19 protein-coding genes are annotated in these 22,760 nt (G+C 64.9%); 12 read left to right on the top strand and 7 right to left on the bottom strand.

The features are described from left to right. Positions 1 to 19: 19 nt before the first annotated feature. Complete coding sequence (locus ACETPF_RS02560) at positions 20 to 811, top strand: phosphotransferase family protein (RefSeq protein WP_373932695.1); 792 nt, start codon at positions 20 to 22, stop codon at positions 809 to 811. A 51-nt stretch (positions 812 to 862) separates the two neighbouring features. Here the strand turns inward: ACETPF_RS02560 and ACETPF_RS02555 are convergent, their stop codons facing one another. After that, on the bottom strand, positions 863 to 3,652 hold the full coding sequence (locus tag ACETPF_RS02555) for a glycosyltransferase family 4 protein (protein ID WP_373932694.1): 2,790 nt from the start codon (positions 3,650 to 3,652) through the stop codon (positions 863 to 865). Positions 3,653 to 3,739: 87 nt separating this feature from the next. After that, positions 3,740 to 4,726: a polysaccharide pyruvyl transferase family protein gene (locus ACETPF_RS02550; RefSeq protein ID WP_373932693.1), complete on the bottom strand. Its 987-nt coding sequence runs from the start codon at positions 4,724 to 4,726 to the stop codon at positions 3,740 to 3,742. A 247-nt stretch (positions 4,727 to 4,973) separates the two neighbouring features. Between ACETPF_RS02550 and ACETPF_RS02545 the strand changes: the two genes are divergently transcribed. The 8 genes from ACETPF_RS02545 (at position 4,974) to ACETPF_RS02510 (ending at position 15,381) form a co-directional block, all read left to right on the top strand. Beyond that, entirely contained in the window at positions 4,974 to 6,206 is a 1,233-nt protein-coding gene (locus ACETPF_RS02545) for a glycosyltransferase family 4 protein (RefSeq protein WP_373932692.1), read from the top strand. 16 nt (positions 6,207 to 6,222) lie between these two features. Next, positions 6,223 to 7,524: a glycosyltransferase family 4 protein gene (locus ACETPF_RS02540; protein WP_373932691.1), complete on the top strand. Its 1,302-nt coding sequence runs from the start codon at positions 6,223 to 6,225 to the stop codon at positions 7,522 to 7,524. Between the two features lie 38 nt (positions 7,525 to 7,562). Continuing rightward, positions 7,563 to 8,738 carry a polysaccharide biosynthesis/export family protein gene (locus ACETPF_RS02535; RefSeq protein ID WP_373932690.1) on the top strand — a complete coding sequence of 392 codons (1,176 nt, stop codon included), beginning with the start codon at positions 7,563 to 7,565 and terminating at the stop codon, positions 8,736 to 8,738. A gap of 98 nt (positions 8,739 to 8,836) precedes the next feature. Beyond that, positions 8,837 to 9,925 (top strand): mannose-1-phosphate guanylyltransferase/mannose-6-phosphate isomerase, encoded by a 1,089-nt coding sequence (locus tag ACETPF_RS02530; RefSeq protein ID WP_373932689.1) that lies wholly within the window; start codon positions 8,837 to 8,839, stop codon positions 9,923 to 9,925. 86 nt (positions 9,926 to 10,011) lie between these two features. After that, on the top strand, positions 10,012 to 10,830 hold the full coding sequence (locus tag ACETPF_RS02525) for an ABC transporter permease (protein WP_373932688.1): 819 nt from the start codon (positions 10,012 to 10,014) through the stop codon (positions 10,828 to 10,830). Positions 10,831 to 10,928: 98 nt separating this feature from the next. Continuing rightward, a complete protein-coding gene (locus ACETPF_RS02520; protein WP_373932687.1) occupies positions 10,929 to 12,026 on the top strand; it encodes a KpsE/RkpR family capsule polysaccharide export protein in 1,098 nt (365 codons plus the stop codon). A 24-nt stretch (positions 12,027 to 12,050) separates the two neighbouring features. Beyond that, entirely contained in the window at positions 12,051 to 14,561 is a 2,511-nt protein-coding gene (locus ACETPF_RS02515; RefSeq protein ID WP_373932686.1) for a glycosyltransferase, read from the top strand. A gap of 16 nt (positions 14,562 to 14,577) precedes the next feature. Beyond that, positions 14,578 to 15,381 (top strand): class I mannose-6-phosphate isomerase, encoded by an 804-nt coding sequence (locus ACETPF_RS02510; RefSeq protein WP_373932685.1) that lies wholly within the window; start codon positions 14,578 to 14,580, stop codon positions 15,379 to 15,381. A 4-nt stretch (positions 15,382 to 15,385) separates the two neighbouring features. On the opposite strand, the gene ACETPF_RS02505 is transcribed toward ACETPF_RS02510, so the two are convergent. Both ACETPF_RS02505 and modB read right to left on the bottom strand, forming a co-directional pair. Continuing rightward, complete coding sequence (locus tag ACETPF_RS02505) at positions 15,386 to 16,015, bottom strand: ATP-binding cassette domain-containing protein (RefSeq protein WP_373932684.1); 630 nt, start codon at positions 16,013 to 16,015, stop codon at positions 15,386 to 15,388. Further along, positions 16,005 to 16,709, bottom strand: coding sequence for a molybdate ABC transporter permease subunit (modB, locus tag ACETPF_RS02500; RefSeq protein WP_373932683.1), 705 nt, complete (start codon positions 16,707 to 16,709; stop codon positions 16,005 to 16,007). The genes ACETPF_RS02505 and modB overlap by 11 nt, the downstream gene beginning before the upstream one ends. Positions 16,710 to 16,875: 166 nt before the next feature. Between modB and ACETPF_RS02495 the strand changes: the two genes are divergently transcribed. Further along, positions 16,876 to 17,622 carry an HAD-IIB family hydrolase gene (locus ACETPF_RS02495; RefSeq protein WP_373932682.1) on the top strand — a complete coding sequence of 249 codons (747 nt, stop codon included), beginning with the start codon at positions 16,876 to 16,878 and terminating at the stop codon, positions 17,620 to 17,622. Between the two features lie 206 nt (positions 17,623 to 17,828). Here ACETPF_RS02495 and modA read toward each other — a convergent pair whose 3' ends face one another. Next, positions 17,829 to 18,584: a molybdate ABC transporter substrate-binding protein gene (gene modA, locus ACETPF_RS02490; protein WP_373932681.1), complete on the bottom strand. Its 756-nt coding sequence runs from the start codon at positions 18,582 to 18,584 to the stop codon at positions 17,829 to 17,831. A gap of 94 nt (positions 18,585 to 18,678) precedes the next feature. Here modA and ACETPF_RS02485 point away from each other — a divergent pair, with 94 nt between their 5' ends. Then, a complete protein-coding gene (locus ACETPF_RS02485; RefSeq protein ID WP_373932680.1) occupies positions 18,679 to 20,295 on the top strand; it encodes a molybdopterin oxidoreductase family protein in 1,617 nt (538 codons plus the stop codon). Positions 20,296 to 20,397: 102 nt separating this feature from the next. On the opposite strand, the gene ACETPF_RS02480 is transcribed toward ACETPF_RS02485, so the two are convergent. Further along, positions 20,398 to 21,570 (bottom strand): glycosyltransferase, encoded by a 1,173-nt coding sequence (locus tag ACETPF_RS02480; RefSeq protein WP_373932679.1) that lies wholly within the window; start codon positions 21,568 to 21,570, stop codon positions 20,398 to 20,400. 59 nt (positions 21,571 to 21,629) lie between these two features. Further along, a complete protein-coding gene (locus tag ACETPF_RS02475) occupies positions 21,630 to 22,193 on the bottom strand; it encodes a helix-turn-helix domain-containing protein (RefSeq protein ID WP_373932678.1) in 564 nt (187 codons plus the stop codon). 101 nt (positions 22,194 to 22,294) lie between these two features. On the opposite strand from ACETPF_RS02475, the gene ACETPF_RS02470 reads away from it, so the two are divergent. Then, a complete protein-coding gene (locus ACETPF_RS02470) occupies positions 22,295 to 22,753 on the top strand; it encodes a DUF6456 domain-containing protein (protein WP_373933048.1) in 459 nt (152 codons plus the stop codon). Positions 22,754 to 22,760 lie beyond the last annotated feature (7 nt).

Genomic DNA, 22,760 nt, shown 5'->3' with positions numbered 1-22,760 from the left:
CCACGCGCATCAGCGGGGGATGGCGGAACTTCCGGCGCGCGCGACGTGGACAAGGGCGGGAGAGGGCGCCAGCGCGGAGGTGTGGGCGATCGACGGCGGTCGCGTGCTGAAACTGTTCCGCCCCGGCGTCAACGACGTGCCCATCAGTCTGGAATATCTGGCCGGCGCATGGGCGGCGGACCAGGGCTTGCCGGTTCCCAGGCCGCTGGCGCGCGTCGTGGTGGACGAGAGGCAGGGGATTATCTTTGAGCGGGCGGCAGGGGCCGACATGCTGTCGGTTATGGCGCAGGCACCATGGCGGATGTGGGGTCTGGTCCGGAAACTGGCCGAAGTCCATGCTCAGGTGCATGACGAGCCCGGTAGCGCCGCGCTGCCACGGCAGATCGACGTTCTGCGGCACCGGATTGTCCGGTCGAAAGCCGGCGTGTCGGCGATCGAGGCAGCGCTGAGGCAGGTCGAAGGACTGGAAACAGGCTCGTGCCTGGTCCATGGGGATTTTCATCCCGGAAACCTCCTACTTTCGGGAGGGGACGCGACCATCATCGACTGGGCGCAGGCGGCCGTCGGATCACCGGCAGCCGATGTGGCGCGCACCGAAATGTTGCTGCGATTTGGTGGCGCTGCCGCATTGGCGGGCATGATTACGGCGCGTTGGTATCGCCATTGCTATGCGCGGTATTCAGCCGTGGAGGCAGGCGTGATCGACCAGTGGCGGCTGCCGGTCGCGGTTGCCTGGCACCGGGGCCAGTTGGGGTCGGCGGAGTCACGGTTGGAGCACTGGATAGCCAGGCTTATGGTATCAACACGCTAAAGGCGGCGCGCGCCATCGAGCGCGCCGCCTTCGCTTGTTCGGCTCGTGCCGTCAGCCGGTGATCGCGTCGAGGCGATCCTGATAGCGTTGCGCCAGCGCTTCCATCGAATAGCGCGCCGACACCAGATCATAACCCGCCTTCGCGCGACGTTCCGCCTCGGCCGGATCCTGCCGCACTTTTTGCATGGTCCGCGCCAGCGCATCAACGTCGATATCCGCCCAGGCCGCGCCGACCGCGTCATAGACGAAGTCGCCCGGCGCGATCGGCACCAGCTTGGATTCGACCGGGAAGCTGGTCTCCTCCGTGCAGAAATCCTCCGTGCCGCTGTGGTTGGTGGTGATGACCGGCCGCGACAACAGCATGGCGTAGGCCGGCAGGTAGCCGAACCCTTCCGAACGGTGCGCGCTGATGAGCGCATCCGCCATCTGGATGGTGCCCAGATATTTGGGGAAAGGCATGCGTTCATTGATCAACAGGATGCGCGGGTCGGCGTCGGCCGCCGCCAGCACCTTCGATATCTGGCCCGTTCTGTCGCCCGGATGGGCAAAGATGCCGGTGGTCTTGACGACCAGCCGGACATTGGGGTCGTTGACGAAGGCGCGGCTGAACGCCTCGACGACCGCGGCCGGATTCTTGCGCTCCACCCAGCTGTCGAGGTCGAACGACGTCACGAAGATAAAATCATCCTCGTGGATGCCGTAGATCGACCGATCGACATGCTCGACGGGACCAAGGTCGATGCCCTTGCCGACAACATGGACATTGCCGAAGCCGGCGTTGCGATAAACGTCCTGCAGATAGGTTGTGGGCACCCAAAGCTCATCCATCAGCACCGCGCCGCCACGATGCTGTTCCGGCATGACGGACGACTCCCAGAGGGCGAAGCCGATGCGATAGCTGTTCGGCCGCGAATGGGTGCTGTAGCGCGAGACAAGCGCGGGGATTTCATCGCAGTTGAGATGGTAGATCTCTATCGGGCGACGATAGCGATTGCCGTCGGCGCTTGAAGGCGGGATGACGAGGTCGAGATCGCTGTCGACCGTTTCGACATCGACCCCGATGCTGTCGAGCGCAGCCATCGACATCCGCATGTTGGTGCCCAGACCCGACGTGGATCGGGCGCGGCCGATCACGCGAAGCGGGTAGCTTTCCTGAGCATCCGGGGCGGCCAGCCAGTCGAAGCTTTCCCGCAAGGTCGCGACGCCCGAAGCCAACGGTTCGTCGCTGCTGGTGAAGTAGGTCGCGTCGCGGCCGCCAAGGTTCGCCATCACAAGAATTTCGAACGGGGAGACCGCGATGGACGGACCGATCGGCTGGGTCATCCAGTCCAATATGGTCTGGCCAACGAACAGCCGGCGGGCTTCATTTTCGAGACCCAGCAGCAGCAAGTCGAATGCATAAGCGCAACGGTCGGCGGCGCTGTTGCCGCCGTAACGCCTCTGATAGCCCGCATCGTCGTTCAGCAGCCGGACCATGAAGCCGGTGGGCTTGGGGAAGGGGTCTTGCTCGTCCCATGCCTCGGGCGACGTTGCGAACTCGCGAATGATCGAATCCGGCACCAGGCTGATCGGCAGATTATTGTCGATCATGACCGAGGTGATGTAGCGCCACATCAGATTGACGAAATCATTCTGGCGGTTGAAGTGGATCGGCGTGCTCTCTCCGAGCGTCGCCACCATTGATCGCGATACCGGCGATGCCGCCAGTTGCGACGGCAGCGCCCGCGCACCCAGCCACTGCGTCAGATAGGGCGGCAGCGGCGGCGCGCTGCCGCGGAAGAAACCGTTGCTGTCCCGGACGAACCGCTTGAACAATTCGATATATTCGAGTGGATTGGTGGGCAGGCGGCCGCGGAAATTGCCGAATTTCGCCGCAAAGCTTTCGAAATAAGCAGATTGGCGACCATCCCGATTGCGCCCCTGCAAGGTCGTGATCGATGAGGAGGATACGACCGGCTGACGATAGGCCTTGCCGCTCTGCCGCATGCGGATCAGCCGGCCAAGCCGCGCGATCCCTTCATAATAGAGAAAATCGTAATTCCGTAGAACCTGCGTCAGGACCGAAATCTTGCGGCGTTCGGCGGGCGTTGCGGTCGCCGACAGGCGCAGCAATTCGACCACCGCGTCATTACGCGACCCGGTGTTGCGGAAGCCGGCAAGCGGGACGGTGATCGGCGCTGCGCCGCGCTCATGATACCAGAAGGCACCCTCATTGACCATGTCGATGTCGCAGCTGACCGCGTTATAGGGCATGTCCGCAGGCGATATCGAAACGGAAAACGGTACTTCCTGGCCCGGCCGTACCGGGCGGAAGGCCAATTGGCCGCGAAATTCAAAATTGGGAATGATGTTGCCCGCCGCATCACGGAAATTGCGGATGCCCAGTGCATGCGGCTGGTCCCAGGTTTCGATGTCGCGATTGATGATCCACCCGGAAAGGGTGAACATGTCGGAAAGCGGGCTTTCTTCGTCGCGGGGTTCAATGATAAGGTCATAGGCGCCAACCTTGTCCATGACCGGCTTCTTGCGCGATGCGCGCCCGCGTCCGCCACGACTGCCGCCGTCTTCGGCATGGGCTATATTGGGAGCGCCCATCTCAGCATCGTCGGCGCCTTCCTCCCCGTCGACCATAGATGCGTCGTCACCGAAACCGGCCCCATACCCATAATCAGTTTCCGTGCCGGGCGCGGCGGACGAAAAGGCGTCCTCCTCCTCGTCTTCTGCTACCTCCTGATCCAGGAAATCGTAGGACGGCGCGGCGTCGTCCTGTTCGGCGTCCGTCTCGAACGAAGGGGTTTCGGTCCCAGCAGCGCGATCGCCAAATCTATTCCTACCAATCACCGTTTACCCCCATATGAGACATGCCAAATCGACTGCGGCGCGATTCTGCTGCAATGCGACATAAAGGCCGTCTGGCAGATCGGGCAATCAGAAATCTATATCGGACCAGATAGCAGGATCAATGTCCCAGCGCGAGGCAGTTGGATCGACGGCGAGGGGGAGCGGGAAAGCGCGGAGCAGAGCATCGCCGTCATATCCATCCACCCGACGCCAGCGCCGGTCGACGAAGCGGATGATGCTGTTCCAGTCCGACTTGAGCAGCCGGTTCTGCAAATAGGCATTGATCGTCGTCCGCCCCAGCCCCGAATAGAAATCGGCGATGCGGTGGTCGATCTTCGATTCCGGGTCATCGATTTCCAGTTGCGTCCCTTCCCCGTCGCCCGCGCCATATGTGGCGAACCATGCGCAGGGAATGCCATAGGTTTCGCTGATGACCAGCCCGTGGAGACTGGTCGAGACGATTCTGCGGCAGGATAATATTTCCGCGACCTTGGCGCGCATCGCGTCGGGCGTCGCTTCGCAATAGGTGTTGATGATCTTGATCCGGCCGGCCCATTCCTCGGGAATGTCGTAACGCACATAATCGGGGCGGTAGCTGACGCCGGGTCGCTGCTCGGTCAGTTCCGAAATGTGCAGGATGACGCCCAGGTCATGCGTCTTTTCGACATCGTCGAGCGGCCAGATGCGGGGAAGCAGCCACACTGGATCACCGAAAATATCGGGCGCCTCGATTCCCGCGCTGCGGAAGGTCGCCGCGCTTCGGGGGCCGCGCGTCGCATAGACGTTGAATTCGGTATTGGGCGGTTTGAAATAAGGCGCGTCGCCCGTAACCGGATTGCGGAGTGCGTCCACGCCCGTGCCCCAGAAGTGCAATATGCCGTTCTTCTGCCCATGGCCGATGGTGCCGACCGCCACGACACGCTCGCTGTCCTCGTCGAAATTGGCGCGGACGACGGGCATGCCGGCAAGTGAACTGACCATAACCGCGCTCAGCCCGTCACCGAAATTGGTATAGGGTTGTTCGGGGGTCGTCGCGACCCAGGACAGGGGCACGCGCAGACGCGTGCGGTTCATGCGAAGGAGGCGGTCCGTCTCGGGCTTATCGGGCATTATCGCTTTCAACTATTGTCTGTTTTTTCGGCGCGAGCCAGTCGGGAGGGCATAAAGTAGTTCGATTCATGCCGCAATCCATTTAAAAGGACTGCGGATTTCGGCTTTTGTTGCTATGCAACATGGAACGAATTGGCCCGATCATCAGCTTTGCCGGTCGTGACAAACGCCCTTTCCGGGCCTAGGCGTTGGGCAAGATGAGCATCGGTGCATGACAGACGCAATGTCGCAAAGCGATCCGGATCGGTCATACGCGGTGCATCCTGACGCGGCTGGCGCTGGCAAACCGTTTCCCTTTCCGGTCTGTGTCGACGGCCGTCTGCTCGACGCGAATTTCACCGGGGTCGGCCATTATGCGGCACGGCTGGCGCAGGCGCTGGCTCGCCATGGCACGCCGCCGCTGCGGCTGGACGCCAGCTTGCCGCCTTCGGGCGCAACCCATGTCGCCGGCAGGCTGGCGCGCTATGCCAGAGCGGCGCTGGCTGGCGCACGGCCCGTGGCGCCGCTGATCTTTCCCGGAGACGCCTTTGCCGGTCGCCTGCTGGGGCGCGACCTCTATCGGGAGGCCTATCTCCATTTCAAGTTTCGCGGGCGGCTGCTGCCGCTGCGCTGCCCCGGCGAACCCGGCGTCATGCATTGGACCTATCCGCTGCCGCTCTACATGGAGGGGTGGCGGAACATCTACACCGTGCACGACCTGATCCCGATGGAACGGCCCGACCTGTCTCCGGTCAAGGCGAGCCGTATGGCGCGTCTGCTCCGTCAGATCATGCCGCGGGCCGACCGGATCGTCACGGTGAGCGATGTGGTGCGCGATGAGGTGATCGCGCGGTTCGGGTGCAGCCCCGATCATGTTACGACATGCCATCAGGCGGTCGATCTCGACGCGGGCACCCCCTCGCTCACGCCACGGCGGGAGGGGCATTTTCTGTTTTGTGGATCGATCGAACCGCGCAAAAACCTCGTGCGGCTGGCGAACGCCTATCGCCGCAGCGGCAGCCGTCGGCCCTTGCTGATCGTTGGCCAAGATGGCTGGCGGTCGGACGAGGTGCGCGGCGCGATTGGCGAAGGGAATGGCATCACCTTCACCGCGCTGCAGTCGCGGGAGGCGCTGACGGCGTTGATGCGCGAGGCGCGGGCATTGCTGTTCCCGTCCCTGGCCGAAGGGTTCGGTCTTCCCGTCGCCGAGGCGATGGCGCTGGGCACGCCGGTGATGGCGTCCGATCTGCCCGCGCTGCGGGAAGTGGCGGGCGATGCGGCGCTGTTCGTCGATCCGTTCGATGAAAATGCGATCAGCCGTGGCATCGGGGCGTTGGATGTCGATGACGGGCTGTGCGAGCGGCTGGCGAGGCTTGGCGCGGCGAAGGCTGTGGCCTATCAGTCCCCTCACTATTATGCGCGGCTGCACCGTATCTACAGCGATGTCGGGGCCGGACTGCGATAGGCAGGGCGGGACAGGCATGACGTTGCGGATCGGGGTGGACGGCTATAATCTCGCGCTGCCGACAGGCACGGGGGTTGCAAGCTATGGCCGCGCCCTGTGCCGCGCCATCACCGCGCTCGGCGGCGAGATTGACCTGATTTATGGCATAACCATGCGCGCCGACACGCCGGCGCATATGCGCGAAACGCTCTTCTATTCGCGCATGGGCGAGATGGGCCAAAAGCTCAAGATGACGCTCAAGCGCCGCGTCATCCGCGCGACGATGATGCCCACGGTGCGCCGCCCGGTGGAAATTCCGGTGAGCGGCAAGGTGATAAAGGCCGACATGGCCGAACGGGTGCCGCAGGCGGCTCGGCTGTTTTCACGGTCCGGGCTGTTCGAGGGGTCGATCCGCCATTTCCGCCGCTATGGCCGCCCGATGCGGATAGCCTTGCCCAATCCGCCGGCGATCATGCACTGGACCTATCCTGTGCCGGTAGAACTGGTCGGCGCACGGAACATCTATACGCTGCACGATATCGTGCCGCTGGTGATGCCCTATGCCAGTCTGGAGGACAAAAGCTATTACAAGAGCCTGCTCCAGTGGATATTCGACCACGCGGCGGGTGTGTGCACCGTGTCCGAAGCGTCGCGTCGTGACATGATCGACATGTTCGGACTGCCCGAAGAACGCATCGTCAATCTCTATCAGGCCGCCGATCTCGGCAGCCGGCCGGTGATGGATGCGGACGAGGATTTGCGGCTCTGGCTTTCGCGGCTGTTCGACCTCGACCTGAAGGGATATTTGCTTTTCGCCGGCGCGATCGAGCCCAAGAAGAATGTCGGGCGGCTGATCGAAGCCTATCTCCAGTCGGGAGTTGAAACGCCTCTGATCCTGGTCGGCCGGGAAGGCTGGCGCGCGGAGCCGGAATTGCGGCTACTGAGCGGCGGCAACGGCACGCAGCTCAAGGGCGCGGCCCGCATCCGTCGCATCGACTATCTGCCGCGCGCCCAGTTGCTGCGGCTCGTGCGGGGCGCGCGCGCCATGCTCTTCCCATCGCTTTACGAGGGCTTCGGCCTGCCGGTTCTGGAGGCGATGAGCCTGGGCACGCCGGTTCTGACCTCGAACGTCAGTTCGCTGCCGGAAGTGACCGGCGAAGCGGCGGTCCATGTCGATCCCTATGATGTAGATGCGATGGCGGAAGCGATCCGGACGCTCGATGGAAATTCCGCTTTGCGGAACCGGCTGAGTGCATTAGGTCTCGCGCGATCGGAGCGCTTTTCCGGCGCGCAGTTCGAGCGGCGGCTAGCGGAATTCTACGGAAAAACGCTCGGGTGAAAATGCAAAAGGCGAAGGTCAGAAATATGATGGGCGCGATGGATCGGGCAGGCGCGGCAGCGCGAAGCAGGCTGTTGCGCTGCGGCGCAGCGTCCATTCTGGCGCTTTCGGTCACAGCCTGTTCGAGCGTTCCGAGCAGCGGCCCTTCGGCCGGGCAATTGTTCAAGAGCGAGAAGGCGGAAGCCGACAAGATCGGCTTCAGCATCATTGATGTGTCGAGCGACACGCTGCCAGCGCCCGAGCTTGCCGAATTGTCGGCCACGTCCGGGCTTGAGCAACTCGCGCGGCCGGGGCGGGTCGATCTTCTGGGGCCGGGCGACGTGTTGTCGGTCAACATCTACGAGGTTGGCGTTTCGCTCTTCGGCAGTGCGTCGACTATCGGCGGTAGTGGCGGCAGCGGCCAGTCCAGCAGCGTCGGTGTAAAGGATCAGGCGATGCAGGGCGTGACGGTCGACGAGGCCGGCTATATCACCTTGCCCTATATCGGCCGCATTGCCGCCGCCGGACGAACCACCGAAGATGTCCGCCGCGCCATCATCGCCGGTCTGCGGGGTAAGTCGCAGGCGCCCCAGGCGCTGGTGACCGTTAACGAAAATGTGACCAATACCGTGACGGTAGGCGGGCTGGTGTCCGATCCCGGACGGCAGCGCCTGTCGCTGGCGCGCGAGCGGATACTGGATGCGGTGGCTGCGGCGGGCGGCATCAAGGAGCCGGCGACTCAGGCCACGGCCATCCTGCGCTTTACCCGCGGCGGCGTGACGAGCGAAACCTATCTGGCGCAGTTGGTGCCGGGATCGGCCGCCGATCTTCAACTGCTGGGCGGCGACCGGATCGAGATCCTCCAGCACGACCGCAGCTACACCGTGTTCGGCGCGGCGGGGAAGGTCTCCGAAATCAAGTTCGAGAAGGCGCGGCTGTCGCTGAGCGACGCGGTTGCCCGCGCCGGCGGGCCGGACGCGCAGCAGGCCGATCCCGCCAATGTCTTCATCTTCCGCTATCAGCAGGATCCGACCGCGCCGAACGCGGAACGGCCGTCCGTCTATCGGCTCGATATGACCCGGCCGTCGAGCTATTTCCTCTCGCAGCGTTTCATGATGCACGACAAGGATGTGATCTATGTCGCCAATGCGCGGGCGAACCAGACGCGCAAGGTGGTGGAAATCTTCAACTTGCTGACCTCGCCCTTCATTCAGGCGCGGGCGGTGACGCGCTGACGTAAAGGGATAGGGCCGGCGGGCGTGACATCCATGCCAAACGGGGCGACCGCTGGGCGGAAAATCAGTGTCGGCAGACCGTCTATCCAGGGAAATATATGAGCGACCATAAGATCCGCATTTATCCAGTCATTCTTTCGGGCGGGTCCGGCACGCGCCTCTGGCCGCTGTCCCAGCCGCACAAGCCCAAGCAGTTCGTGCCGGTCGTGACCGACAACTCGATGATCCAGGAGACCATCCTGCGCGTGGTGGAACGGCCCGAGTTCGCCGCGCCGATCATCGTGTCCGGGGAAAGTCAGGGCCATCTGGTGACGCAAGCACTTGCGGGCATAGGCGTGGAGCCCGCCGCCATTCTGTTGGAACCCGCCGCGCGCAACACCGCTGCGGCCGTCGCGATCGCGGCACATTGGGTCGCGGCGAACGATCCCGACGCACTGATGATGGTGATGCCGTCCGACCATGTCATCAACGATCGACCAAGCCTCTATCGCGCGATCGAGGCGGCGGCGAGGGCAGCGCAGGGTGGGCGGCTCGTGACCTTCGGCATCCAGCCGACACATCCTGAAACCGGCTATGGCTATATCGAGCGCGGTGATGCGCTCGCCGAAGTCGCCGATGTGCATGATGTGGTGAGCTTTCGCGAAAAGCCGCCGCTCGAAACCGCCACCGCCTATTTTGAAGGCGGTCAGCATTACTGGAACGGCGGCATGTTCCTCTTTTCCGCAGGCGATTATCTAACGGCGCTGCGCGACCATGCGCCGGACGTGGCGGCGGCAAGCGGTGCGGCGATGGATAAAGCCGGGGCCGACGGGCCGATCGTGCGACCCGATGCCGAAGCCTTCATGGCCGGCCCGGATATATCGATCGACCATGCGGTGATGGAGAAGGCGACCAATGTCGCGGTCGTGCCGGTCGACATGGGCTGGTCAGACGTCGGGTCGTGGGACGCGCTCTGGACGATCTGCGAGCAGGACGCGCGGGCGAACGGCGTGCGTGGGGACGGTTTCGTGATCGATGGCGACGGCAACCTCATCTATGTCAGCGACGGGCCGCCGGTGGCGGCGCTCGGCATACGCGACTGCGTGATCGTATCGACGGCCGAGGGTATATTGGTCGCGCCGCGCGATCGGTCGCAGGATGTGAAGAAGATCGTCGATCATCTCAAGCAGCGCGGCGCGCGCGCATGACCGGTCCATCCGCTCGACCATTGTGCAAGCGACTGCGCTGCGGCATGATGGCATGGGGTGTCCGCTGATGCGGAGGCAATGAGCAAATGAGCGACGTTTTTGTCAAAAGGCTGCCGAGCGCCGTCGGCATATTGGAAGGCCTGCGTGTTCAGGGCAGCGTGGTCGGCGCGCTTCTGATGCGCGAGCTGCACACACGCTACGGCAGGCGTGGCCTTGGTTATGTGTGGCTGTTCCTGGAGCCCATGCTGCTCGCCGTGATGGTCGTATCGCTGAAGCTGTTTTCGCACGAGCGCCATTATGGCAAGGGCATCAGCGTCGTGGCTTTCATCATCCTCGGCTACACGATCTTCATCATGTTTCGCGGCATTTGGAATCGATCCGACAAGGCGATCGAAGCCAATCTCGCGTTGATGTACCATAGGATGGTTACTGTCTTCGATATATTGCTGGCGCGCGCTTTGCTGGAGGCGGCTGCTTCGTTGATGGCCTTCATAATCCTCCAGGGTCTGTGCATCATGGTCGAGATGGCGGATTGGCCAGCCCGCCCACTCTACTTTGTAACCGGCTTCCTGCAATATTTCTGGTTCTCCTTGGCTCTTTCCATGATTGTGTGCGCCGCCTGCTACGAAAACACGACCATCGAGAAATTTGTCCATCCGATCAGCTACATCCTCATGCCCTTGTCGGGCGCCTTCTTCATGGTCGAATGGTTTCCTGACAAATTCCATGGTCTTATCGCTTATTGGCCGATGGCCTCGGTGTTCGAGGAGATGCGTTATGGTTGGTTTGAACCTGCATCTGACGAGCATTTTTACCCTCTCTATGTCTGTTCGGTATCCATGGTACTGACACTTGTCGGCTTGTTGGCGATCAAGCTCGTGCGGCGGAAGGTTGAACTAAAATGAATAAACTCACCGACTTTGGCCGCGTGGGCGCCGAACCTGACCCAAGGTTGTTGACCGGAGATGTCCAAGAGGATGGTAGGCGATCCGTCGGCGAATATGTGAAGCGCTACCTTTGGCGCGTGCGCTATTTTCTGGCGATTGTCTTCCTGCCAACCTTGCTCGTCGCGCTTTATTTTGGGCTGTTCGCTGCGGACCAATATGAATCCGAAGCGCATCTCGTGGTTCGATCGAACGGCGGTGGAAAGGAAGCGAGCAGCGGTCTGGACGCGGTGCTCAAATCCTTCGGCACCAGCGATTCCTCGCGTGAGGCTTCCACCCTGGGCGATTATATGCGGTCACATGACGTCGTTGCGTCGCTGCGTCGCAACACGCAGTTGGTCGAGCGTTACCGGCGTCCCGAGGCTGATTTCATCAGCCGCTTGCAGAAGGCCGATCCGACCGACGAGGATTTGCTGAAATATTTCAAGAGTCGTTCGAACATCGATCTCGATTCCGAAACCGGCATCATCAATGTGCGGGTGCGCGCGTTCCGTCCGGCAGACTCTTATGCCATCATCAATGCCATGCTCGCGCTCGGCGAGGAGCGCGTGAATGCGCTCAATCTGCGGTCCTACGAGTCGATGCAGACGCTGGCGCGCCGACAGCTCGCGGACGCGGAAAAAGGTCTTCAGGCGTCGCAGGCGGCGCTTGCCACCTTCCGACGCGGCCAGGGGGATGTCGATCCGCAGGGAAGCGCGGAGGCGCAGTTGAAGCTCGTCACCGAGTTGCGCAAAGAGGAAGCGATGGCGCGCGCCGAGATGGAGGCGATCGCGGCGCAGATTGGCAGCAACAACCCGCAATATAAGGCGTTGCAAAGCCGCGCCGAGGCGATCAACGGCCAGCTCAGTTCGCAGGAAGGCTTCCTGGTGGGCAACAGCCGGTCGATCGCGGCGCGCCTCGGCAATTACCAGGATCTGGAGCTTCGGCGCGAGTTTGAGTCGAAGCGCTATGCCGCTGCCGCCGCCGCTCTGGAATCCGCCCGTGAGCAGGCGACGCGTCAGCAATTGTTCGTGGTGCGCCTGGTCGAGCCGAACATGCCGCAAAAGGCGACCTATCCGAAGGCGATTAAGTCGATCTTCACAGTGTTCCTGTCGCTTGCAGTCGCCTATGGCATCGGCTGGCTGCTTCTTGCCGGCGTCCGCGAGCATAGCGCCTGAGCCGTGCGCGGGGGAACAGAGCGCGTGAGTGAGAAGACCGGCAAGAAGGCTCCGCCAGCCGTCCGCAAGCTGATCGCCAAGTTCAGGCGTGCGCGGGGGCTGTACAAGTCCGCCGGCGTGCCGGTGTCGGCGACGGTCCATGGGCTGATCTCAAAGGGCAATGCCGCCCGCAGCGCCAAGCGATGGGAGGATGCCGCTCGCCATTTCGGCGATGCGGTGGCAGAGGCGCCGCATCTGGCGCATATCTGGATCCAGCTGGGGCACATGCACAAGCAGCTGGAACAATATGATCTGGCGCTCGATGCCTATGCCAAGGCGGAGGCGCTCGATCCTGCGGGCGAAGGCGCGATCGAACAGGGCCGGGTGGCGCGATTGCAGAACAACCAGGGCGAGGCATTGCGGCATTTCATGCGGGCCTATCGCGCCAATCCCAGCAATGCCGACGCACTGACCGAACTATTGAACGGGCTCGAACGGAGAACCAGGATGGAAAGACAAGCGCTGGCCGGCATCGTGCAAGGCGAACGCAAGTCTTCACGCGCGCCGCGGTCGGCGGACAGTGACATCGGCGCGATCGATGCGCTGCTCGCGCGGGCGCGCGCACTCGATCTTGGGGAAGAGCAGGTCGAGGCCCTACAGGCGGCGCGGGAAAGGCTGGCGTCCGCCGGGCCATCGCTGGCCGACTGGGATGGCAATGAGCTGGTATTCGATGCGTCCGACCTGATCGAATATTTCGCGCATAATCGGCTTCCGACCGGCATCCAGCGGGTGCAGATCGCGACGATCACCGATTCCATTCGCAACCGGCCGGCCGGCACCGTCAAGGTCAGCTGCTTTTCCGATCAGGACAATAGCTGGACCGAGGTGTCGACCGAGGGGTTCATGACGCTGTGCCGGCTGGCGCTGGAAAGCGGCGACCGGACCGACCCGGAATGGCTTGACGCCTATACCGAGCTGAAGGTCGATATCAGCCTTGCGCCGCCGTTGAAGTTCCAGACCGGCGCTTTCCTGGTCAACCTGGGCACAAGCTGGTGGCTTCGCGACTATTTCCTGTTCGTGCGCGAAGCCAAGCGCGCCCACGGGGTTCGATACATCCCGTTCGTGCATGACCTCATCCCGATCATCACGCCGCAGTATTGCGTGAAGGAATTGACGCAGGAATTCATCGAGTGGGTTTTGGGCGTGTTCCACCATGCCGATTTCTTCCTGGTCAACAGCAATGCCACCAAGCGCGACCTGGTGAAGGTCGCGGGCATATTGGGGCATGAGATGGACCCGGAGAATGTGGCGGTCATCCCGCTCGACGCGCAGTTCCGCGATCCCGACCAGAAGCTCGCTCCGGTCCGCAAGCTGCGCGAGTGGCAGCTTGCGCCCAATGATTTCGCGCTGATGGTATCGACCATCGAGGTGCGGAAGAACCACGCCGCCGCCTTCGAGGCATGGCTGGCGCTCATCGAAAAGCATGGCATCGGTCGCGTGCCCAAGCTGGTGTGCGTGGGCAAGCGCGGCTGGCTGGACGATGCCGTCTATGCCCAGATCGAGGCGTCGCCGCATTTGCGCTCCCGCGTCATCATCCTGTCGGGCCTGTCCGACGAGGAATTGGGGCTGCTTTACAGCACATGCCGTTTCACCCTTTATCCCAGCCATTATGAGGGCTGGGGCCTGCCGGTCACCGAATCGCTTTGTTACGGCAAGGTGCCGCTGCTGCCCGACAATTCTTCGCTCCCCGAGGCGGGCGGGCCGTTCGGCGTCTATTATGAATCCGGCTCCATCGCCCAATTGACCGACAAAGCCGAGATGCTGATGTTCGACGATGCCGAACGCGCGCGGCTGGAGGGGAAGATCAGGGCCGAGTTCCGCCCGCGCAAATGGCAGGATATCGCCGACCAGATCGGCCGCGAGATCGAGAGTTTCGTCAAACGCACGCCTGCGCCGACGCCGAATGAAGACGGTGAGATGGCGGAACGGATCGCGCCTGTGCGGTTCGGCGCTTATTATCCGATCGGCCGTAGCGTCGCGCAGCGCATCTGGCGCGGATCGGGATCGGCGGAAATCTACCGCAGCGGCACAGGCTGGTGGTGGATGGAGCCATGGGGCTGCTGGACCAAAGGGGAAGGGGGCGACATTGCGCTGCGCTTTGTCGACCAGAAGGGGCCGGTGCGTGGTTTCGTGCGTCTTCATTCGCCGCCGGGCGAACCGACCCGCTATGAAATCTCCGCGCCGGCGGCGGGGCTGTTCGTCGAAGGGACTTTGGCTGCTGGCGAGTTTCAGTGGGTAGCACTCGACATTCCCGACATCGCGCCGGCCGAGGGCTTTCATATCCGCTTCCGCAGCGTCAATCCGGCCGACCTTGGCAAGATCACCGACGGCAAGGATACGCGCACGATCGCGATCGGCGTGGGCGGTTTCTATTTCTGCCATGCCGATGATCTGATCGCGCGAGCCAATTTCATCGAGGCGATGAGCATTGGCGGCTTGGCGCAACTGGCCTTCAACCGCGAGCCTGCTGGCGGTGGCGCGGCGCTGACCGCCTGATGAGGGGGGACCGGCCATGAACGCAGTGCGGCTCGATACCAAGCAGGTGGTGAAGCCCTGGGGGCGCACCGACATCGGTGCTTTCCCGAACCCCGCGAGCGAACAGGTCGGCGAGATCTGGTTCGACGGGCCGGAGGGGCGGCGGCCGCCGCTGCTGGTCAAATATATCTTCACCAGCGAGAAGCTGTCGATCCAGGTGCATCCCACCGACGAGCAGGCACATGCCGTTGGGTTGCCGGGCGGCAAGAATGAATGCTGGTATATATTGGATGCCGAGCCCAGTGCGACTTTGGGGATCGGCACGACGCGCGCGCTGGACGGGGAGGCGCTGCGGGCGTCGGCGCTCGACGGATCGCTCGAAGCGCTGATGGACTGGAAGCCGGTGCAGCCCGGTAGTTTCTTCTACATCCCAGCAGGCACGGTCCATGCGATCGGGGCGGGCGTGACTTTGGTCGAGGTGCAGATCAACAATGATGTGACGTACCGGCTGTTCGACTATGGCCGTCCGCGCGAGCTGCATCTGGACGCGGGCGTCGCGGTGTCGCAGGCGCGGCCCTATCCGATGGCGGAGCGGATGATCCCGACCGGCGGTGACGCGGTGATGCTGAAACGGGGCGAAGCGCCTTTCGCGCTCGACATGCGGCATTGGGATGCGGGGCAGGGCGAGACGCTGAAGGCGTCACAGGGCTGGTTCATACCGCTGAGCGGCGCGGGCACGATCGATGGCGCGCCATGGGAGGCGCATCAATGCTGGCTGATGGAAGGCGAAGCGGCGGTGACGGTTGACACCGCCGCCGACGTGCTGGTCGCCACGGTCTGACCCCTCAGGCGAGCGCAATCACCTCGCCGCCTAGATAGTCCAGTTCGCGCCGGTCGTGACTGACATAGACGATGGGAATCGCGGTCAGCGCATGGAGGCGGGCGATCATCGCCAATATCTCCTGCCGCCGCGCGTCGTCGATCGAGGAGACGGGCTCGTCCAGCAGCAGGAAGCGGGGATCGGACAATAAGGCGCGGCCGATCGCGACCCGCTGCGCCTCGCCGCCCGAAAGCGACGCCGGCCAGCGGTGGAGCAGGGCCGCGATGCCGAGCAGGTCGATAAGCGCCTCCTGACCAAGACCATGGACGCCGCCGGCGCGGTCGGACGCGGGGCGACCATAGCGCAGGTTGGCCCGGACTTTCATGTGTGGGAAGAGGCGCGGTTCCTGAAACACGTAGCCGCAGCGGCGGCGCGCGGAGGGCAGGTCGATGCCGGCCGCGCTGTCGAAAAGCGTTTCGCCGCCGATGTGGATATGACCGCGGTCAGGGCGAAGCAGGCCTGCGAGCATGTGCAGCGTGGACGTCTTGCCGACGCCCGAGGGGCCGAACAGGGCGATGATGCCGCTGTCCGATCTGACGGTGCAGCCGATCGTGCGCGCGCCGCGCGTCAGCCGCAGGTCGATGTCAAAGGCCATCGGCGCGCTCCGCCGGCTGGGCGCGGCGCGCAAGCAGCTCGGAAAGCAGCAGCGCGGCAAAGGACAGGGCGATCGACAAGAGAGCAAGGCGCAGCACCATCGGCTCGCCGCCCGGCAGTTGCAGCGCCGAATGGATGGCGATCGGCAGGGTGCGGGTTTCGCCCGGTATGTCGGAGACGAAGGTGATGGTCGCCCCGAACTCGCCGATCGACCGGGCGAAGCCCAACATCGCGCCCGCAAAGATGCCCGGCAAGGCGAGCGGCAGGGAGATGGTGAGGAAGATGCGGGCGGGCGACGCACCCAGCGTCTGCGCCGCCTGCTCCAGCCGGCGGTCGATCGCGGCGATCGAGAGGCGCATCGCGCGCACCATCAGCGGCAAGGCCATGATCGCGGAGGCGAGCGCCGCGCCGGTCCAGCGGAACAGCAAAGTGATGCCGAACCAGTCGGCCAGCCATTGTCCGACCGGCCCTTGTGTCCCGAACAGGATGAGCAGCAGCCAGCCGGTGACGACCGGGGGCACGACGAGCGGCAGGTGGACCAGCGTGTCCAGCAGCAGCTTGCCGGGAAAGTGCCCGCGCGCCAGCAGCCAGGCCAGCGCGAAGGCGACGGGCAGCATTGCCGCCATTGCCGCCAGCCCGATCTTCAAGGATAGGCCGATGATGATCCATTCATCGGCGGTGAGGCCCCATGTCACGCGATCGTCAAACCATCTTTCTAAGCGAGCGCGGCCGCGCCCGGCATGGCGTACAGGGAAGCAGTTTGACAAACGCCGCGCAAACGGATTGTAGAGAAGGCCGCATCGCGCCTAAAGCGGACAAGCCGGGTCGCATCGGAAATCCCCCTTACCGGAGCCTAATGGAATGAAGGAACTTGTTGCGTTCGACCTGGACGGCACTTTGGCCGAAAGCAAGCAGCCGTTGGGCGAGCCGATGGGCGAAGCGTTGGCCGACCTGCTGACCGTCGCCCATGTTTCGGTGATTTCCGGCGGGGACTGGCCGCAGTTCGAAAAACAGGTGGCGAGTCGCCTGCCCGAACGCGCCGACCGCTCGCGGCTGTGGCTGATGCCGACGACGGGCACCAAGCTCTATACCTTCAAGGATGGCGCCTGGTCGCCGGTGTTCGCCGAACTGTTCGACGACGCGCAGAAGGCGGCGATCCTGAAGGCCTTCGACGAATCGCTGGAGGCGACCGGCTTCGTGCCAGAGCAGACGTGGGGCGAGCGGATCGAGGATCGGGGCAGCCAGATCACTTTCTCGGCGCTCGGTCAGCAGGCGCCGATCCATGCGAAGGAAGGGTGGGATCCCGATTTCGCCAAGCGCAAGATCATCCAGGCGGACCTGCGCCAGCGGCTGCCGGGCCTGTCGATCAATATGGGCGGGGCGACCTCCATCGACATCACGCGGGAGGGCGTGGACAAGGCCTATGGCCTCAAGAAGCTGCGCGACGCGAGCGGCATCGCGCTCGACGCGATGATGTTCATCGGCGACGCGATCTTCCCCGGCGGCAACGACTATCCGGCCAAGGAATTGGGGCTGGACACGGTGCGGGTGCGCGATCCGCAGGAAACGCTGGCGGTGATCGCGGCGATCGTGGCGTGCCAGAAGTAACCGGCCGAACAGCAGATCACGCCAGACCCGTTCGTGCTGAGTAGAGGCTGGGCTTGTCGAAGTTGAGCAGGTCGGATCGTCCCCCGGACGATCCTGAACCATCCGGGGAATGGTTCACCTGCTCAAGTATCGAAGCAACTGTCCTTCGATACGCCATTTCGACTTCGCTCAATGGCTACTCAGGACGAATGGAACGGTGAGAAAACTTAGCGCGGGCTGAAACCGTAGCGGGCGAGGATCGCCTTGCCCGCGCCGGACAACAGGAAGCGGCGGAAGCCCTCCGCATCGGCCGAGCGGCTGCCGGCGATGCGGGCGATCGGATAGCGGATCGGCGGATGGCTGTTCGGCGGGAAGGCCCCGACGACGGTGACGCTGCCGCTGGCGCGAGCGTCGGTCGCATAGACGATGCCGAGCGGCACTTCGCCGCGCTCGACCAGCGCCAGCGCACCACGCACATTGTCGGCCCGCACCACCCGGCCGGCCACCTGGCCCCAGACGCCGAGCGCGGTCAGCGCCGCCTTCCCATATTTGCCGGCCGGCACAGCATCGGGATCGGCCATGGCGAGTCGGCCATCGCCGAGCGCGCGGGCGATCGGCATGGCGCGGGCAATGCGGAGCCGGACAGGTTTTGCCTTGGGGGTGACGAGCACCAGCCGGTTGCCGGCCAGCGTCGCGCGGGTGCCGGGGGCGATTCGCCCGGCCTTTACGACATCGTCCATCCAGTCCTCGTCGGCGGAGACGAACAGGTCGGCGGGCGCGCCGGCCTTGACCTGCCGCGCGAGGGCGGAGGAGGCGGCGAAGGACAGGACCGGGCGCGGATGGCGGCGCGCGGCCCAGGCATCGGCCGCTGCGGTCATCGCCTCCTGAAGGCTGGCGGCGGCGAGGACGACCGGCGCCTTCTTCTCTGCCGCCATGGCAGGCGAGGCGAACAGGGCGAGGATCGCAATGAGGCGCTGGAGCATGGCCTTTGTCTTACGCGCCCGGCGGGCCTTCGCAAGGGGGGCGGGCTGGGCTAGGGGGAGCGCATGATGCTACATCCCTTCCGGATGCGCTGACATGGCGGTGGTGCGGAGCCTGTGCGGCCAGTGCAGCATCGGCTGCGGGATTCGCGCCACGACCGGCGAGGGGCGGGCGCTGTCGATCAGCGGGGACCATACCCATCCGGCCAATGGCGGGCTGCTGTGCCCGCGCGTCAAGCGGCTGGAGCGGGAGGCGACGCTGGACGGCCGGCTGTTGCGGCCGATGGTGCAGGGGCGGAATTCAAGCTGGGACCGGGCTGCGGCGCAGGTGGCGCAGCGGCTGAAGGGCGTGCTGGCGCGGGACGGGCCGGGATCGGTGGCGCTGCATGTCGGCGGTGGGCTGCTGACCGAGGATTATTATGTCGCCAACAAGCTGATGAAGGGCTTTTTGGGGTCCGCCCATATCCATGCGCCGGGGATCGGCGCGGGGGCGGCGGTGCAGCGGGCGGCGTTCGGCGAGGATGTGATGCCGGGCGCATTCGAGGATATCGACCGGGCGGAAATCATCCTGCTGGCCGACCCGCGGATTGTCGCGCGGCATCCGGTGTTGATGGACCGGGTGGCGGCGGCGCGCGAGGCGGGGGCGACGGTCGTCTCGCTCGGATCGGCGGGCGAGTTGTACAGCGAGCTGGACAGTTGTTTGGCGGTTCGCGAGGGGAGCGCGGCTCGGCTGGTCGGGGGCGTGCTGTTCCACGCCTGGGAAGCCGGCGTTGCTAATGCGGCGCATATGCATGACGTCGATGGCGTGCTGCCGGGGCTTCGGGCGGGGCATGATCTCTGGTCGGTGGCGCGAACGTGCGGGGTCAATCCGGCGGAACTGCGGGCCTTCTTCGAACTGTGGATCGGGCGGGATCGGGCGGTGACGCTTTATCCCGATGACGATGCGGCGCTGGCGGGGGCCGTGATCAATCTGCATGTCGCGACAGGGCGGATCGGGCGAGCGGGCGCTGCGCCTTTTGGCGTTCCGGCGTCGAGCAATGCCATGGGCGCGCGCGAGGTTGGATGCTTGAGCGATCAATTGGCGGCGCATCGCGGCTTTTCGATCGAGGCGCTGAGCGATGTCGCCCGCTTCTGGGGCGCGCGAGCCATGGCGGACGCGCCGGGGCTTGGCGGCGAGGCGCTGCTCGACGCGATGCGTGACGGGGCGGTCAAAGCGCTGTGGAGCATCGGTGATCTGGACGAAAAGGACGAGGACTGGCTGGCGACCGCGCGCAATGCCGTGGCGCTGTCGGTGCGGTCGACGCCCTGGGCTGACGAGACGGCGGACGGATGGAGCGTGCTGCTGCCGGGGCCCGTCTGGGGCGAAAAGGACGGGACGGTGACGGGCGCGGACCGGCTGATCAGCCGGCAGCGGCGGCTGTTCGACCTGCCGGGCGAAGCGCGTGCCATGTGGTGGGGGATGACGAAAGTCGCACAGGCGATGGGGTGGGGCGACGCCTTTCACTATGAGCGGGCGGCCGAGGTGTATCGCGAGCATGTGCGGCTGACCGCCTATCGCAATGACGGCGCGCGGCTGCTGAACCTCAAGCGCCATGCCCCGATTTCCAACCCCGCCTATGATGAGCTGACGCCGTGGCGCTGGGGCGACGTGCCGTTCGACGAAGGGCGGTTCATGACGGCGGACGGAAAGGCGCGGTTGGTGGGGGTCGATTGAGGCTGAAGGTTGCTGTTCCCCGGCGGAAGCCGGGGTCCAGAGCCCCACGCGCGGCGCCTCGAACCCTGGGCCCCGGCTTTCGCCGGGGAACAAGATGGTCAGTCAGCGAGCGGCGGCGATGCCCTGAAGATGGGCGAGCAGCGTGTCGCCATTGGCGGCCCAGGTGAAGCGCAGCGCCGCCTGGCGCACGGCGGCGCGATCGGGCGGGGCGGCGAGGATCGTGCGGATGCCCTCGGCTATGGCTTCGGGCGTGCGATCGACGATCAGCCCGGCTTCGGGGCGATCCATCAGTTCGCGCGCGCCACCGACATCCGAGATGACGAGCGGGGTGCCGCAGGCGAGCGATTCGACCCAGGCGTTGGCCAGCCCTTCCGATTCGGAGGGCAGCGCCATCACATCGGCGGCGGCGAAGATGCGCGGCAGCTTGTGGTGCGGCACCGAGCCCAGGAAGCCGATGCGCCGTTCGACGCCCAGTTTTTCGGCGAGTTGCTCGAGGGTGCGGCGATACGCGCCCTGGCCGGCGAGCAGCAGGGTGACGTCGGGCAGGTCTGGCAGCGCGCGGACGAGCAAGTCCTGCCCCTTACGTGGGATCAGCGCGCCGACGCAGAGCACGACCGGGCCGGAAAAGCCGAGCGCGGCCTTTGCTTCTTCCCGGTCGATGATCTCGAACGTGTCGAGATCGACCCCGGTATAATGGACGCGGGTCTTGTCGGCGTCGATGCCCATGCGCGCCATCGATCGGCGCATCGCGTCCGACACGGCGAGCAGCCCGGCCGCACCATCCGCCGCCCGCCGCACCAGCTTGCGCGTGCCGCGCTGCGTGCCCCAATGGTGGATGTCCGCGCCGCGCGCTTTCACCGAATAGGGGATGCCGAGCGCTTTCGACAGGCGCTGCGCCACCGGGCCGTCGGGGAAGAAGAAGCTGGCGTCGATCACGTCGAAGGGTTTTTGCGCGTGGAGACGCTTGACCAGAGGCAGGATGGCGCGGGTCATGGTGGTGACGTTGGTGCGGCCGCCGAATTTCGGGATGATCGGAAAGGTCGGGCGATAGACGGTCAGTTCGCGCCAGCGCTCCTTGCGGGGGAGCGCGCGCAAGGGGGCGTAGCGGCCGGCGAGGCTGAGCGGCCATGGCGGCAGGCCGACAGGCGCGATGACGGTGACGGCGGCTTCCGGGCGGCTCGCCAGTTCGCGCGCCTGCCGCTCCACGAACACGCCGAAATTGGGGCGGCTGAGGTCCGGGAAGAGCGTAGAGAGCATGAGGATGTTGAGCGTCATGGTCTCCCTTTTCGCATGGCGGGCTTTAGCGCAGGGTTAAAGCGCCCGAAATCGCTTGGCTAGAGGCGGCGGACGAGTTGCACCGCCACTGCGGCCCATGGCGGGTCGGTGAGGACGAGTTGCCGCGCGCCCGCGCCAAGGGGGAGCATCTGAAGCCGGTCGCCCTCCCGCCCGATCAGGCGGCCAAAGAGGAAGCGGCCGGCGGGGCGGGGGAAGAGAATGTCGCGGTTGAGCGCCGAGGCGAATTCGGGCGGGGCGATGCGACGGCACCAGATGGCGTCGCCGCTGCGGTAATCGCCGATGCTGGCGGCGACATGGACGCCAACCATGCCATCGGACCCGACCGGCGCGGGGAAGGCGAGCGGGCGGGTGGGTGCGCGCGCGCCATCGGGGCCGAGGAGGGCGGCGACCGGAACGTCGGCCTGGCCCGGCAGCGCGACCAGCTCCGCCGACGTGACGCCGAGCGCCAGCGCGATGCGGTTGAGCCAGTTGACCGATACGGTGCGCGTGCCGGTTTCCAGCCGGCCGATCGTCTGCGCGGTGGTGGGCGGATCGCACAGCGCGCCGACCTGTTCCAACGTCAGACCCTTCGCCTTGCGGACCTCGCGGATGCGGGTGATCATCCCTGCCTCGTTCATGTAACCTATTTGGTTTTCCGCTTTCCTACAGTTTAGCCGGCATGGCAAGCGGATTGCTGTCCGATTTGGTGATGGAGGCGCGACATATGGGCATGACGCTGATTGAGCAGGTGATCGAAGACCCGGCGGGACAGACGCAGAGGGTGCTGGTCAATCCGGGCGAATCGCCCCTGTCCTGGCTTCACGCGCGCGGTCATGTGAGCGACCGGCAGTGCGCTGCGGGGGACTTGCTGCGGCAGGATTGGGAGAGAGCGGGCCTCGGCACGCGGGTGACGATGCGCTGGGACGCGGCCCCGCGCGAGGGCGGGCGGCGCGGCGGGGGCGGACGCGGCGATCCCACGCTGATGCAGATGGCCGCGCGCGAGCGGTTCGACGGGGCGGTGAAGGCGGCGGGACCGGGTCTCTCCGACATCTTATGGCGCGTGGTGTGCGCGGGCGAGGGGCTGGTCGCGGCGGAAAAGGCGCTGGGCTGGCCGAGCCGCGCGGGGAAGCTGGTGCTGACGCTGGCGCTCGATCGGGTGGCGGGGTGGTATCGGGTGCCGTGAGGCGTTC

This window comes from Sphingobium agrisoli, from assembly GCF_041877245.1.
In the GTDB taxonomy this organism is placed as follows: Bacteria; Pseudomonadota; Alphaproteobacteria; order Sphingomonadales; family Sphingomonadaceae; genus Sphingobium.
The sequence above is the reverse complement of the archived record's forward strand: the minus strand, read 5'-3'. Positions and strand labels throughout refer to the sequence as shown.